The sequence below is a fragment of the Actinomyces sp. SKVG-SVH-4(1) genome (genome assembly GCF_048514265.1).
GTDB classification, from domain to species: Bacteria; Actinomycetota; Actinomycetes; order Actinomycetales; family Actinomycetaceae; genus Actinomyces; species Actinomyces oris.
The window spans coordinates 185966-200688 of record NZ_JBGEVE010000003.1 but is presented as its reverse complement, the minus strand read 5'-3'; the positions used below and the strand labels follow the sequence as shown (position 1 = coordinate 200688).

9 protein-coding genes are annotated in these 14723 nt (G+C 70.1%); all 9 read left to right on the top strand.

Features of this window, described 5'->3' with window-relative positions:
• The first annotated feature begins 129 nt into the window (after positions 1-129).
• The 9 genes from AB7V09_RS04225 to AB7V09_RS04185 all read left to right on the top strand — a co-directional run bounded on the left by AB7V09_RS04225 (position 130) and on the right by AB7V09_RS04185 (position 14536).
• Positions 130-1929, top strand: a complete 1800-nt coding sequence (locus AB7V09_RS04225) for a glycerol-3-phosphate dehydrogenase/oxidase (protein ID WP_308681723.1) — start codon at positions 130-132, stop codon at positions 1927-1929.
• A gap of 166 nt (positions 1930-2095) precedes the next feature.
• A complete protein-coding gene (locus AB7V09_RS04220; protein ID WP_279012985.1) occupies positions 2096-2836 on the top strand; it encodes an MIP/aquaporin family protein in 741 nt (246 codons plus the stop codon).
• A gap of 90 nt (positions 2837-2926) precedes the next feature.
• Positions 2927-4462: a glycerol kinase GlpK gene (glpK, locus tag AB7V09_RS04215; protein WP_308681720.1), complete on the top strand. Its 1536-nt coding sequence runs from the start codon at positions 2927-2929 to the stop codon at positions 4460-4462.
• Positions 4463-4692: 230 nt separating this feature from the next.
• On the top strand, positions 4693-6783 hold the full coding sequence (locus AB7V09_RS04210) for a heavy metal translocating P-type ATPase (protein WP_419143031.1): 2091 nt from the start codon (positions 4693-4695) through the stop codon (positions 6781-6783).
• 423 nt (positions 6784-7206) lie between these two features.
• Complete coding sequence (locus AB7V09_RS04205; protein ID WP_419143030.1) at positions 7207-8916, top strand: L-lactate permease; 1710 nt, start codon at positions 7207-7209, stop codon at positions 8914-8916.
• 1047 nt (positions 8917-9963) lie between these two features.
• Entirely contained in the window at positions 9964-10797 is an 834-nt protein-coding gene (locus AB7V09_RS04200) for an RCC1 domain-containing protein (RefSeq protein WP_419143029.1), read from the top strand.
• A 528-nt stretch (positions 10798-11325) separates the two neighbouring features.
• On the top strand, positions 11326-12156 hold the full coding sequence (locus AB7V09_RS04195) for a (Fe-S)-binding protein (RefSeq protein WP_003789184.1): 831 nt from the start codon (positions 11326-11328) through the stop codon (positions 12154-12156).
• Positions 12153-13886, top strand: coding sequence for a LutB/LldF family L-lactate oxidation iron-sulfur protein (locus AB7V09_RS04190; protein ID WP_419143028.1), 1734 nt, complete (start codon positions 12153-12155; stop codon positions 13884-13886). The genes AB7V09_RS04195 and AB7V09_RS04190 overlap by 4 nt, the downstream gene beginning before the upstream one ends.
• Complete coding sequence (locus AB7V09_RS04185; RefSeq protein ID WP_419143027.1) at positions 13886-14536, top strand: LutC/YkgG family protein; 651 nt, start codon at positions 13886-13888, stop codon at positions 14534-14536. Before AB7V09_RS04190 ends, AB7V09_RS04185 begins: the two co-directional genes overlap by 1 nt.
• The last annotated feature ends 187 nt before the right edge of the window (positions 14537-14723 follow it).

The following is a 14723-nucleotide window of genomic DNA, read 5'->3' as shown; positions in this document are numbered from 1 at the left end:
GGACGCGGTGGGCCCCGGCACCGGAAGCCGGGACCTGAGCCGCTTCCCATCCGGCACCCCGGTCAACGCCGACCGGCCCCGCACAGCCCCACCAGTTTCGATCTCACGACACGTAGGAGCCCAGGAGCCATGACCTCCACCCGCAAGCCCTCGTCCAAGAAGACCCCCCGCAGCTCCGGCCCGGCTGGCCCCTCCTACCCCGCACCCATCCAGGACACCGCGCTCAACGCCACCCAGCGCGAGCGTGCCCTGGAGGAGATGTCGTCCGCCGAGGGCCTGGACGTGCTGGTCGTCGGCGGAGGCGTCACCGGCGCCGGCATCGCCCTGGACGCCGCGGCCCGCGGCCTGCGCACCGGCATCGTGGAGATGGGCGACTGGGCCTCGGGCACCTCCTCGTGGTCCTCCAAGCTCGTTCACGGCGGCCTGCGCTACCTCTACCAGCTCAACTTCGCCCTCGTGCACGAGGCCCTCACCGAGCGCGGCCGCCTGCTGAGCACCACCGCGCCGCACCTGGTCAAGGCCCAGCCCTTCCTGTGGCCGCTCAAGCACCACTATGAGCGCTCCTACTCCGCGGTCGGCGTGGGCATGTACGACGCCCTGGCCCTGGCCGGCTCCCGCGGCCGCAAGACCGTGCCGATCCAGCGCCACCTGGGCCGCAAGGGCACCTCCGCCCTGGCCCCCTCCCTGGACACCAGCGGCCTGGCCGGCTCCATACGCTTCTTCGACGCCCGCGTCGACGACGCCCGCCTGGTCATCGACCTGGTGCGCACCGCCGTCGGCCTGGGGGCGCTGGCCGCCAACCGCACGAAGGTCACCGGCTTCCTCACCGACGAGCGCGGCCATGTCCACGGCGCCCGCGTCACCGACCTGGCCACCGGCACCGACCACGAGATCCGGGCCAAGCGCACCATCAATGCTGCCGGCGTGTGGACCGAGGACGTCCAGGACCTAGCCACCGACGCCGGCGGCCTGAAGGTCCTGGCCTCCAAGGGCATCCACATCGTGGTCCCCAAGGAGGCCATCGACGCCGAGACCGGGGTCTTCCTGCGCACCGAGAAGTCCGTCCTGTTCATCATCCCCTGGCCCGAGTACTGGGTCATCGGCACCACCGATACCCCCTGGGACCTGGACGTCTCCAAGCCCGTGGCCACCGCCGCCGACGTCGACTACATCCTCGAGCACGCCAACTCCGTGCTGTCGCGGCCCATCACCCGCGAGGACATCATCGGCGTCTACGCGGGCCTGCGCCCCCTGCTCCAGCCCAAGCTCAAGCCGGGTGCCGAGGCCGCCTCCACGAAGGTCTCCCGGGAGCACACGGTCACCCGGATCGCCCCGGGGCTGACCGCCATCGCCGGCGGCAAGCTGACCACCTACCGGGTCATGGCCTCCGACGCCGTCGACCACGCCCTGGGCGAGGCCCTGTCCCACGCCCACCCCTGCGCCACGCAGGAGCTGCCCCTGGTGGGTGCGGCCGGCTACCACGCCCTGGCCAAGCGGGCCGGGCGGATCGCCGGTGAGCGCGGCTGGACCCTGGAACGGGTCACCCACCTGCTGGACCGCTACGGCGACGAGACCCCGGCCCTGTTGGAAGCCATCGACGCCGCCGGCCCCGAGGAGCGCCTGGGCGAGCCGCTGGCGGAGGCCCCCACCTACCTGCGCGCCGAGGTCGCCTGGGCCGTCACCCACGAGGGCGCCGAGAGCCTCGACGACGTCCTGCTGCGCCGGGTGCGCCTGGACCTCTCGCGCCGCGACCGGGGCCTGGCCGCCGCCGACGAGATCCTGGCGATCATGGCGCCGCTGCTGAACTGGTCCGAGAAGGACGTCGCCGCCCAGAAGGAGGCCTACGCCCAGCGCGTGGCCCAGATCGCCGCGGCCGAGTCCGAGCTGACTGACGCCGCCGCGGTGGCGCACATCACCGAGCCGATCTAGTCTCCTGCTGGCCGAGCGGACCGCTGCCGGTACCGCTCGGCCAGCAGGCTCCCCGTGGCGCCCGTCAGTTCCCGTAGAGGCGGGCACCGCGACCACCCACCACCCACACCCGGACCTCGCCGTCCCGACTACACCCGCACACCGTCGTGCAGAAAGAGAGCCGCACATGTCTGCGACCCTGACCCAGATCTTCGCCTCGGAGGCTCTGGGGACATTCCTTCTCATTCTTCTGGGCTGCGGCGTCGTCGCCGGTGTCGTGCTGCCCACCTCCAAGGCCAAGGACAGCGGCTGGATCGTCATCACCATGGCGTGGGGTCTGGCGGTCTTCGTGGGTGTCTACGCCGCCTACAAGACCGGCGCACACCTCAACCCGGCGGTGACCATCGGCCTGGCGGTCGCCGGACGTCCCCTGGCCGAGGGAATCTCGGCCACGCCGGTCAACATCCTCGTCTACTGCGCCGCCCAGATGGTGGGCGCCATGGCAGGCGCCGCCACCGTGTGGCTGTCCTACAAGAAGCAGTTCGACCAGGAGGCCGACGCCGCCTCCAAGCTCGGCGTGTTCGCCACCGGCCCGGCGGTGCGCTCCTACGGCTGGAACGTCGTGACCGAGGCCGTGGGCACCTTCGTCCTGCTGGCCTGGATCATCGCCTCGGGCAAGACCCCCTCCGGCCTGGGCCCACTGGCCGTGGCCATGGTCGTCGTCGTCATCGGCATGAGCCTGGGCGGCCCCACCGGCTCCGCCATCAACCCGGCCCGTGACCTGGGCCCGCGCATCACCCACGCCCTCCTGCCGATCCCCGGCAAGGGAGGCTCGGACTGGGCCTACTCCTGGGTCCCGATCGTCGGCCCGCTCATCGGCGCCGTCGCCGCCGGGCTCATCGTCCCCCACTTCGCCGGGCTGTTCTGAGCCCGCATAACCCTTGACCGCATCGACACCATCGCTGCCCAGCGCAGCCCTCACCACCGCCCCCTCACAACGCAGTGAAAGGACATTCCTTTGAGCCCCAACAGCACTGAGAAGAAGTACGTCCTGGCCATCGATCAGGGTACGACCTCCTCACGCGCCATCCTGTTCAACCACGACGGCGAGATCGTCGCCGTCGACCAGAAGGAGCACGAGCAGATCTTCCCGCGCGCCGGCTGGGTCGAGCACGACGCGAACGAGATCTGGGACAACATCCGCTTCGTCGTCGGAGGGGTGCTGGCCAAGGCGCAGATCAACCGCCACGAGATCGCCTCGGTGGGCATCACCAACCAGCGCGAGAGCGCCGTCGTGTGGGACAAGAACACCGGCGAGCCCGTCTACAACGTCATCGTCTGGCAGGACACCCGCACCCAGAAGATCTGCGACCGCCTGGCCGGCGAGGACGGCCCGGACAAGTACAAGGACCGCGTGGGCCTGGGGCTGGCCACCTACTTCGCCGGCCCCAAGGTGGCCTGGATCCTGGAGAACGTGGCGGGCGCCCGCGAGCGCGCCGAGGCCGGTGACCTCCTCATGGGCACCATGGACACCTGGACGCTGTGGAACCTCACCGGCGGGGTCAACGGCGGTGTGCACGCCACCGACGTCACCAACGCCTCGCGCACGATGCTCATGAACATCGACACCCTGGACTGGAACCCGGAGATCTGCGCGGACATGGGCATCCCCGTCTCCATGCTCCCCGAGATCCGGCCCTCCTCGGGCATCTTCGGCTACGGCCGCAAGAACGGTCTGCTGGTGGACACCCCCATCAGCGGCATCCTGGGTGACCAGCAGGCGGCCACCTTCGGGCAGGCCTGCTTCGAGAAGGGCCAGGCCAAGAACACCTACGGCACCGGCTGCTTCATGCTCATGAACACGGGCACCACCCCAGTGCGCAGTGAGAACGGGCTGCTGACCACCGTGTGCTACCAGATCGGTGACGAGCCGGCCGTCTACGCCCTGGAGGGCTCGATCGCCGTGGCCGGCTCGCTGGTGCAGTGGCTGCGCGACAACCTGGGCATCATCGCCGACTCCAAGGACATCGAGGCCCTGGCCTCCAGCGTCGAGGACAACGGCGGGGCCTACTTCGTGCCGGCCTTCTCCGGGCTGTTCGCCCCGCACTGGCGCCCCGATGCCCGCGGCGCCCTGGTGGGTCTGACCCGCTACGTCAACAAGGCGCACATCGCCCGGGCCGTGGAGGAGTCCACCGCCTACCAGACCCGCGAGGTCCTCGAGGCCATGAATGCCGACTCTGGGCAGGCCCTGACCGAGCTCAAGGTCGACGGCGGCATGACCCGTGACGAGCTGCTCATGCAGTTCCAGGCCGACCAGGTGGGTGTGCCCGTGGTGCGCCCGAAGGTCGCCGAGACCACGGCGCTGGGGGCCGCCTACGCCTCCGGTATCGCGGTGGGCTTCTGGTCAGGCACCCAGGATGTCATCGACAACTGGGCCGAGGACAAGCGCTGGGAGCCGTCCATGGAGGAGGCCGAGCGCGAGCGGCTCTTCCGCAACTGGAACAAGGCCGTCCAGCGCACGCTGGACTGGGTCGACGAGGACGTCGTCGAGTAGGGACGATGTCCGACAGCGCTCAGGCGACGCTCGCCGGCACCGCCTGAGTGCCCACTGCCCCGGACGCCGCCAACGGTTCCCGTCTCCCCACGGGCCCGTTGGCGGCGTCCTTATGCGCCACTAGTCCTCTCATACACTGTCGAGACCCGTGAATGGTCGGTAGATTCCTGGGTGGCGCTCCCCGGCCCGCCCGGGGAGTACTTCCTGTCCCCCTTGCGAGGAGTCCCTGCATGACGGCTCACCCACCCGCTGCCCACGTGTCCCCGCCCGCCTCGGCCCCGTCGGCCTCAACGCCGGCACTGCCCGTCGATGACTCCGACGAGCTCTCCGGTGCCGGCGCCGCCACCGGCTCAGCCGGTGCCTGCACGGGGGAGGGGATCCTCGAGCGGATCGAGTGGGCCGACGTCGTGCGCATCGCGGTGGTGGGCCTGGCGGCACTGGGCGCCTGGGTCGCGGAGGCGACCGGCACTCCCGGCTGGGCAGTGGGCGCCGTCGGGGCGGTGGTGCTGGCGGTGGGCTGCTGGCCGCTCCTGGTCGAGGCGGCCGGTGACCTGCGCGAGCGGCGCATGAGCATGGAGCTGTCGATGCTCCTGGCCATCGTGGCGGCCGCCGTCATTGGCGAGTGGGTGACCGCCCTGGCCGTGACGGTCTTCGCGCTGTGCGCCGAGGTCCTCGAGGAGCTGTCGATGGATCGGGGCCGCGACGCCCTGACCGATCTCATGTCCTTCCTGCCGCAGACCGCGCGGGTGGTGGGGGCCCCGGAGGCCACTGAGTCCGCCGAGTCGGCCGAGGCCGCTGAGGCCTCCGAGTCCTCGCAGTCCTCCGGAGTCACCGAGGTCCCCCTGGACGAGGTGCGCCCGGGGCAGGTCATCGCCCTGAGCCCCGGGGGCCGGGTGCCGGTCGACGGCGTCGTGCGCACCGGTAGGGCCGACGTCGATCAGTCCCGGATCACCGGGGAGGCACTGCCCGTGCAGGTCGGGCCGGGTGACCGGGTGCCGGCCGGCTCCATCACCCGTGGCGCCCTGGAGCTCGAGGTGGAGCGGGTCGGCGAGGAGTCCTCCTACGGGCGGATCGTGGCCGCGGTGCGCCACGCCCAGTCGTCGCGCGCGCCGGTCCAGCGCCTGGCCGACCGGCTGGCGGCCCGCATCGTCTATCTGGCCCTGGCGGCGGCCCTGGTCACCTTCCTGGTCACCCGGGACGTGCGCGCCACGATCTCGGTCATTATCGTGGCCGGGGCCTGCGGGGTGGCCGCGGGCACTCCCCTGGCGGTTCTGGCGGCCATCGCCCGCGCCGCCCGTTGCGGAGCCTTCGTCAAGGACGGCACCCACCTGGAGCAGCTCTCCGCGGTGGACACGGTGGTGATGGACAAGACCGGGACCCTCACCGTCGGCGAGCCCCGGGTCGTGAGCGTCCGCCCCACCGAGGCCGCCGCCGGGGAGGACGAGGTGCTGGCCCTGGCGGCTGCGGCGGAGTGGAACTCCGAGCACCCCATTGGCCGGGCCATCTACAACGAGGCCGCCGTGCGCGACCTGACGGTGCCGGTGCCCGGCGACGTCGCCTACTCCCCCGGAGCCGGCGTGAGCACCCACATCGAAGGGCGCCGGATCACCGTGGGGCGCTGCCGGGGGCAAGGGCACCAAGCGGAGCGGGACACCCCCGGCTGCGAGGATGAGGCCGCCCTGAGCGCCGAGTCCGACCCGGAGGCGCCGTCGGCCACCTCGGTGGTGGAGGTGCGGGCCAACGGACAGCTCCTGGGCACCATCGCCCTGGCCGACCGGCTGCGCCAGGGGGCGGCCACCGCTGTGCGCGACCTGGGTGACATGGGGCTGGAGGTCCTCATGCTCACCGGCGACTCGGCCGCCTCTGCGCGCCACGTGGCCGGCCTGCTCGGCCTGACCGAGGAGCAGGTGCGCGCCGACCTGCTGCCCACCGACAAGGAGGAGGTCATCGACTCGCTGCGCCGGGCGGGCAAGCGGGTGGCCATGGTGGGCGACGGCGTCAACGACGCGCCCGCCCTGGGCGCCGCCGACGTCGGCATCGCCATGGGCACCGGCACGGACGTGGCCCGCGAGGCCGGGGACGTGGTGCTCGTGGGCTCCGCCCCGGCCGACCTGGTCGAGACCGTGCGGGTAGCCCGCCGGGCTCGGCGCATCATCATGGTGAACTTCGTGGGCACAGTGGTGGTCGACGTCGTCGGCATGATCGCCGCCGGGCTGGGGCTGCTGGGGCCGGTGGCCGCGGCCCTCGTGCACGTCGTCTCCGAATCGGCCTTCATTCTCAACTCGGCCCGACTGGTGCCCCGGCGCACCCGCAGGCGCTGAGCCGGCCGGCCACCGACACCCACCGACACAGGCCGCAGCACCGGCGCCGGCCGGTCCTCGCCTCGGGCCGCCCTACTCCACGAGGGCCGGGATCCACTGGCCAAGGGTCGTGCCAACTGCACGAAGGCCCCACCTACCCGCAGTACACCCCACCCTCGTCCAGTAGCACCCCACCCTCGTGCATGACGTGCCGGCGAGACTGGGCGCCATGAGCTCCGGGCCGCCTCGACCGCCGCGCCCTGCGTCCCCACTTTTTCCTGGAAGAATGCGCGAAGACGGCGCACGGCCCCCGCATATAGTGCACAAGTCACCGTCTCCATGGCATGATCGTTGGGCCTTAGTACCCAGGACGCAGCAGCGCGGCTGCCAACCCAGCCCCGCTGACGACCTGGACGACCCATCAGTACTCACAGTGGAGTAGCCATGACGCCAGCCGTCCTGTCAGCCCTGCCGACGCATCCGGCACCGCTCGCCCCAGCCTTGGCGGGACTGCCCGCCGCCTTCACGCCGTCGACCACCGCCGTGGGCGGCAACGTCTACCTCACCGCCGCGGTGGGTCTGCTGCCGCTGGTGGTGTTCTTCGTCCTTATGGGCGTGTTCAAGGTGGCCACCCACTGGTGCGCCATCATCTCCCTGGTGATCGCGGCCATCACCGCAGTCGCCCTGTTCCACATGCCGGTGGGTATGACGGTCATGAGCGCCACCCAGGGCATGGCGCTGGGATTCGTCCCGATCATCTACATCATCATCGCGGCCGTGTGGCTCTACAACCTCACTGACGTCTCGGGTCGCTCCAAGGACCTCAAGGCCGTGTTCAACGTGATCGGCAAGGGCGACATGCGTGCCCAGGCCCTCATCGTGGCCTTCTCCTTCTGCGGCCTGCTCGAGGGTCTGGCCGGCTTCGGCGCCCCGGTGGCCATCGCCGCCGCCATGGTGGCGACCCTGGGCCTGCCCAAGCTCAAGGCGGCCGTCGTCGTCATGGTCGGTAACGCCATCAACGTGGGCTTCGGCGCCATGGCCATTCCCACCACGACCGCCGGCAAGCTCGGCGGCCAGGAGCCGGTGAGCGTGGCCACCGCCATGGGGCACCTGACCTGGGTGTTCTGCGCCTTCATCCCGCTCCTGCTGCTGTTCATCCTCGACGGCGCGCGCGGCGTCAAGCAGTTGTGGCCGCTGGCGATCGTGGCGGGGCTGGCCACCGGGGTGGGTCATTTCTTCACCCCCTCGATCTCCTACGAGCTCACCGCCGTGCTGGCCTCCCTGCTGGGCCTGGCCGCCTCCTACGTCTTCCTGCTGGTGTGGACCCCGACGACCCCTGAGGAGTACCGCTCCCAGGTGGCCGCCGACGACGCCCCCGACCGCGAGCGCGTCATCCTGGCCCTGCTGCCTTACATCCTGGTGGTGGTCATCATCGCCACGACCAAGCTGTGGACCCTGGGCGTCAATCTCGACAAGGCCTTCAAGGCCACTGACCTGCCCGTGAAGTGGCCCGGCGTGTACGGCCAGCTCCTGACCGCCAAGGGCGAGGCCTCCAAGAGCGCCATCTACAACCTTCAGACCCTGTCCAACCCGGGCACCTGGATCTTCCTGACCGCCATTATCGTCACCTTCATCTACGCGGCGCGCTCGGTGCCGGGCAAGTTCGAGATGAGCGTGGGCAAGGGCTTCGCCACGCTGGCCAAGACCTGCTACACGCTGCGCATGGCGATCCTGACGATCGCGGCCGTCATGGCCCTGGCCTACGTCATGAACTTCTCCGGCCAGACCTCCGCGATCGGTGCGGCCCTGGCCGCCACGGGCGCCGCCTACGCCTTCCTCTCCCCGGCTCTGGGCTGGGTGGGAACCGCCGTGGCCGGCTCGGCGACGAGCGCGGGCGCCCTGTTCGCCAACCTGCAGGCCACCGCCGCCCAGGGGGCCGGGCTCGACCCGAAGATCCTGCTGGCCGCCAACACCATCGGTGGCGGGCTGGGCAAGATCGTCTCCCCGCAGAACCTGGCCATCGCCTCCACTGCAGTGGACGCCCCCGGTACGGACGCCGAAATCCTCAAGAAGGCGGCCCCCTACTCCATCGGGCTGCTGTTGGTGCTGGGCGCTCTCGTGTTCCTGGCCTCCCAGGTGGGGCTGGGCGTCTGAGGCCGCCGGAGCCTGACTCCTACCTGCGGCGCCCCCGGATCCTTCGCGACTCCGGGGGCGCAGTGCGTGTGCTCAGCCTCCGACGTCGGTGGCAGCAACAGCCACAGACAGCTCGAGGCCGGGACCTGATCCCTCGCCTGAGCCTGGCACGGTCCACGGGCGTCGCGGGCAGTTCTCCGTGAGGCACCGGGCCTCCTCCGCGGGCGTTTCTGATGAGTCTCGTCGTCATGTGGACAGGGAGGAGCGGCGCCGACCATAATGGCAGGGAGCCACCCGGGTACTAGCCGGGCGACTCCCCTAGCAAGCAGTCAGCCTCAGCTGAACCACTTGCTCAGGGCATCCACCAGGACACCAACGGCCCGGATCAGGCGAGCGATAGAGGTCAAAACGTCGCTCACCTTCCGGGCCGTTACCTTGCCCCGGCGGACTTTCGCGTTCCGGCCTTTCGGCTTGGACACGGCCCTCACCTCCTTCCCAGCTCCTCTCCTCCCCGACCAGGACACTGCGCGTGTTCCGGGGGAAGGAGCCGAAGAGAGGCGCCCCAATCATGCCAGCCAGCACTGACATCCTGAGCTCGGCCCTCACGCAGTTGCGGGCCGAGCAGCTGCACATTCCCTCTGGGGCTTGTGCATCTCACGCAGTCGCCGACGGCACCGTCGCAGGTTCCGTGGGTCTCACATGCCTCGCAGGATCCGACTCGGCAACAAGCGCGGGGCTCTGTTCGCCAACCTGCAGGCCACCGCCGCCCAGAGGGCCGGGCGTCTGAGGCCGCTCGAGCCTGACTCCTACAGACGGCGCCCCCGGATCCTTCGCGACTCCGGGGGCGCAGTGCGTGTGCTCAGCCTCCGACGTCGGATCGGGGACGTACTTCCCAGCCGAGGACTGCGTTCTCCCACCGGCGACTGCGCCCCGGCACGCGCATTCTGGAGGCAAGCGCAGTCCTCGCCGCGAAAGTACGTCCTCGCAGCACAAGTGCGTTCTCGACGACGGCGTCGGTGGCGAAAGCGGGGCGGTTCTGCTGGGATGGGAACGAAGGAGGACTTCGTGATGACTCATGCTCCTTTGGCTGCTGGACGCAGGCACACCGTCCGATGTCTCCGCGACGGACGGGTGGTCGCCGTCGGAGCGGACGGTGCCGGAGAGTGCCGGGTCTCGCAGTGGCGAGGCGTCATCTCCGTGGCGGCGGGCAGTGTCCATGTGGCCGCCAACACCGGCCGGTCTCACACCCTGGGCCTGTGCGACGACGGAACAGTGCTGGCCTGCGGTTGGAACGCGCAGGGGCAGTGCGACGTCCGGGACTGGCGGGACGTCGTCGCCGTCGCCGCAGGATGGAGATCCAGCGCAGGACTGCGCATCGACGGGACGCTGGTGACCACCGGCCGCGACGTCGAGGGACAACGGCAGGTTGACCACTGGCGCGAGATCACCGGTATCAGCTGCGGCGACTGGCACACGGTGGCCGTTCGTGCCGACGGGAGCGTCTGCGCAGCCGGCAACAACGCCGCCGGCCAGTGCGAGGTGCAGGACTGGCACCGAGTGCGCGCGGTCTCCGCGGGCTACCTCCACACTCTGGGGCTGCTGGAGAACGGCACTGTTCTCGCGGCCGGACGTCCGGAGCTCTGGGCCGGGATCGAGCGCTGGTCCACTATCACCGCCGTGGCCGCGGGCAGCTATCACAGCGTCGGACTCAGGGCCGACGGGACGGTCGTCGCAGCGGGCAAATCGGAGGCCGGTCAGTGCGATGTGGGCCGTTGGCGCGACATCGTGGCCATTGCGGCGGGCGCGGCCCACACCGTGGGCCTACGCGCCGACGGCGGCGTCGTGGCCACTGGCTCCAACAGTCACGGCCAGCTCGAGGTCGGGGCCTGGTCCGCCGGCTGAGCCCGTCGCCGCCACCGCACTGACACACGTGAGGTTGAAGGGCTAAGCCCGAGCCCCGACGTCGGATCGGGGACGTACTTCCCAGCCGAGGACTGCGTTCTCCCACCGACGACTGCGCGCCGGCACTCGCATTCTGGAGGCAAGCGCAGTCCTCGCCGCGAAAGTACGTTCTCGCAGCACAAGTGCGTTCTCGACGGCGTCGGCCACACTCCTACCGAGGGCTGTTCGAAGCCCATCGCAGATAAGGGCAGTAATGCATGACGCAATCCGCTTCTAGGACTTACCTCCCACACGCCGCGGCCATCCCCTGCTCAGCCCACCCTCACCCCTCACAGATCGGCGCCACCTCAACGGAAAACCTGTCTCAGAGAGCGGAACCAACCGACCGGGAGTCCGTCGTTGTCAGACGAGCACCACCTCCGGGCCGTAGCCTGAGACGCAGCCGAGGCCGCATCACATCCTGCTTCGAGGCAGGTGAGTCCGGGCGGTCCTCGTGAAGTCTCAGCTACGACGTCGTGGAGGCATATCGTGCGAATCGCCCTTTTCGCCACCTGTCTTGCGGACACCATGTTCCCGCAGGCAGCGCAGGCAACCGTCACCATCCTGGAGCGGCTCGGCCACCAGGTCTGCTTCCCCGAGGGACAGGTCTGCTGCGGCCAGATGCACGCCAACACCGGCTACTTCAAGCAGGCCGCCAAGATCACCCGCAACCACGTGGAGACCTTCTCCCCCGTGCTCGACGGCGAGTGGGACGCCATCGTCATCCCCTCGGGCTCGTGCACCGGCGCGGCCCGCCACGAGCAGGGCCTCGTGGCCGAGCACGTGGGCGACACGGCCCTGGCCAAGCGGGTCGAGCAGATCGCCGCGCACACCTACGACCTGACCGAGCTGCTCATCGATGTCCTGGGCACCGAGGACGTGGGCGCCTACTTCCCGCACACGGTCACCTACCACCCCACCTGCCACTCGCTGCGCGTCGCCAAGGTCGCCGACCGCCCCTACCGCCTCCTCAAGGCCGTCGAGGCCCTCACCCTCATCGACCTGCCCGACGCCGAGGTCTGCTGCGGGTTCGGCGGCACCTTCTCCATGAAGAACTCCGAGACCTCCACCGCGATGCTCGCCGACAAGATGAGCAACGTGATGTCCACGCGCGCCGAGGTCCTGTGCGCCGGTGACTACTCCTGCCTCATGCACATCGGCGGTGGCCTGTCCCGTGTCAACTCCGGGGTGCGCATCATGCACCTGGCCGAGATTCTGGCCTCCACCAAGGACGCGCCCTTCGAGGGCAACATCTCCTTCGCCCCCAAGCACGTCCAGCACACCGGTAACTCTCAGCACACACAGGCGGTGGCACGATGACACAGGTATTTCTCGGTATGCCCCACACGGGCGGGTGGCGCACCGAGGTCGAGCAGCCCGAGGACACGCTGCGCTGGGGACACACCTTCCCCGAGGGCGCGCACAAGACGCTGGCCAACACCCAGATGCGCCGCAACCTGGGCCACGCCACGCGCACCATCCGCTCCAAGCGCGCCGACCGCGTATCCGAGATGCCCGACTGGGAGGACCTGCGCAACGCCGCCGAGGCCGTCAAGTTCGAGGTGGCCTCGCGCCTGCCCGAGCTGCTGGAGCAGTTCGAGGCCAACGTGACCGCCCGCGGCGGCATCGTCCACTGGGCGCGTGACGCCGCCGAGGCCAACCGGATCATCACCGACATCATCGCCTCCAAGGGCGTCGACGACATCGTCAAGGTCAAGTCGATGGCCACCCAGGAGACGAACCTCAACGAGTACCTGGCCGACCGGGGCATCACCGCCCACGAGACGGACCTGGCCGAGATGATCGTCCAGCTGGCCGACGACATGCCCTCGCACATCGTGGTGCCCGCCATCCACCGCAACCGCTCCGAGGTGCGAGGCATCTTCCTGGACCGCATGGAGGACGCCCCGGAGGACCTCTCCGACGACCCCAAGGAGCTCACGGCCGCGGCCCGCTCGCACCTGCGCAACAAGTTCCTGCACGCCTCGGTGGCCGTCTCCGGCACGAACATGGGTGTGGCCGAGACCGGCACGGTCTCGATCTACGAGTCCGAGGGCAACGGGCGCATGTGCCTGACCCTGCCGGACACGCTCATCACCCTCATGGGCATCGAGAAGCTGGTGCCCCGCTTCCAGGACGTGGAGATCTTCTCCCAGCTCCTGCCGCGCTCGGCCACCGGTGAGCGCATGAACCCCTACACCTCCATGTGGACCGGTGTCACCGAGGGCGACGGCCCCAAGGAGTTCCACCTGGTGCTCATGGACAACGGGCGTACCAAGACCCTGGCCGACCCGGTGGGCCGCCAGGCCCTGGCCTGCATCCGCTGCGGATCGTGCATGAACATCTGCCCCGTCTACCAGCACACCGGTGGGCACGCCTACGGCTCGGTCTACCCCGGCCCGATCGGCTCGATCATCACGCCTCAGCTCACTCAGGGGCTGGCCGACGACGACCCGGTCCACACCCTGCCCTTCGCCTCCTCCCTGTGCGGGGCCTGCGGCGAGGTGTGCCCGGTCAAGATCGACATCCCCACGATCCTCATCCACCTGCGGGCCCGCTCCGTGGACGTCAAGCGCCGCGCGGTGCCGGACGTGTGGGATGTGGCCATGAACGTCTCGGCCCCGGTGATGTCGAAGAGCTCGCTGTGGGCCGCCGCCTCGCAGACGGTCAAGGCCTCGGCGCTGCTGGGCGGCAAGGAAGGCAAGATCGGTGCCCTGCCCTTCCCGGCCTCGCTGTGGACCGGGGCGCGCGACCTGCCGGTGGCTCCTTCGGAGACCTTCCGCCAGTGGTGGAAGCGCACTCACCCCGAGGGTGAGACTCCGCTGAGCCAGGTCGCCGGCGCCCAGAGCGGCCGTGGTCACGCGGACGGCTTCCCGGCCGACCCGCCCCCGCTTTCTGGCAAGCCGGTGTCCGGCAGCGCGAGCGCCGACGGCGAGCCCACCCCGGCCGCGCTGGACGCACGCTCGGCCATCAACAACCCTGAGCCGATCGCCCCGGAGGCATCCGCCTCCCAGGCCCCGGCCGGCTCGACCAGCGAGGAGGAGCTGTGATGGATGCGAAGTCCGCGATCCTGGCCCGCGCCCGCGACGCGATCTCGCGGTCCCAGACCCGACCGGTGGGGCCGATCCCGCGCAACTACATCCGCTCCGGGGAGAATCCCCCCGGCTCCAAGCCCGTGGTTGATGAGATGATCGAGAAGCTTGAGGACTACTCGGCCGAGGTCATCGTCGCCCCTAAGGACGCGGCGATCCTGGATGCCATCGACGAGATGCTCGGTGAGGCGCGCTCCGTCGTCGTCCCCGCCGGGCTGCCCGAGGACTACAAGAAGGCGGCGGCCCGGGGCGGCCGCGCCGTGGTGGAGGACTCCCGCGAGGAGGCCATCGCCACCCTCGACCTCAATGAGATCGACGCCGTGCTGACCTGCTCGCGTGTGGGCATCTCGATCTCGGGGACGATCGTCCTCGACGGCGAGCCGGACCAGGGCCGCCGGGCCATCTCGCTGGTGCCGGACAAGCACGTCGTGGTTCTGGAGCGCGAGACGATCATGCCGACGGTGCCGCAGGCCGTCGACGTCCTGGGCAAGCACCCCACGCGCCCGATGACGTGGATCGCCGGCGGCTCGGCCACCAGCGACATCGAGCTGGTGCGTGTCAACGGCGTGCACGGCCCGCGCAACCTGCGCGTCGTCATCGCCCACTGAGGTTCATCAAGACCGCTCTCACTCCGCGTCGCCCGATTGCTCACTGCTCGGGCGGCGCGGAGTCTTGTCGTCTCTTCCCTGCTCCCGCAAGAGTTTCACAGGGATCAGGGCGAGGGGCGGACCGTTCCGCTGAGGCCTCCCGGAGTGGACGCCCACCGGATTTCCAAGGAGGCCCGGTTGACTGAGG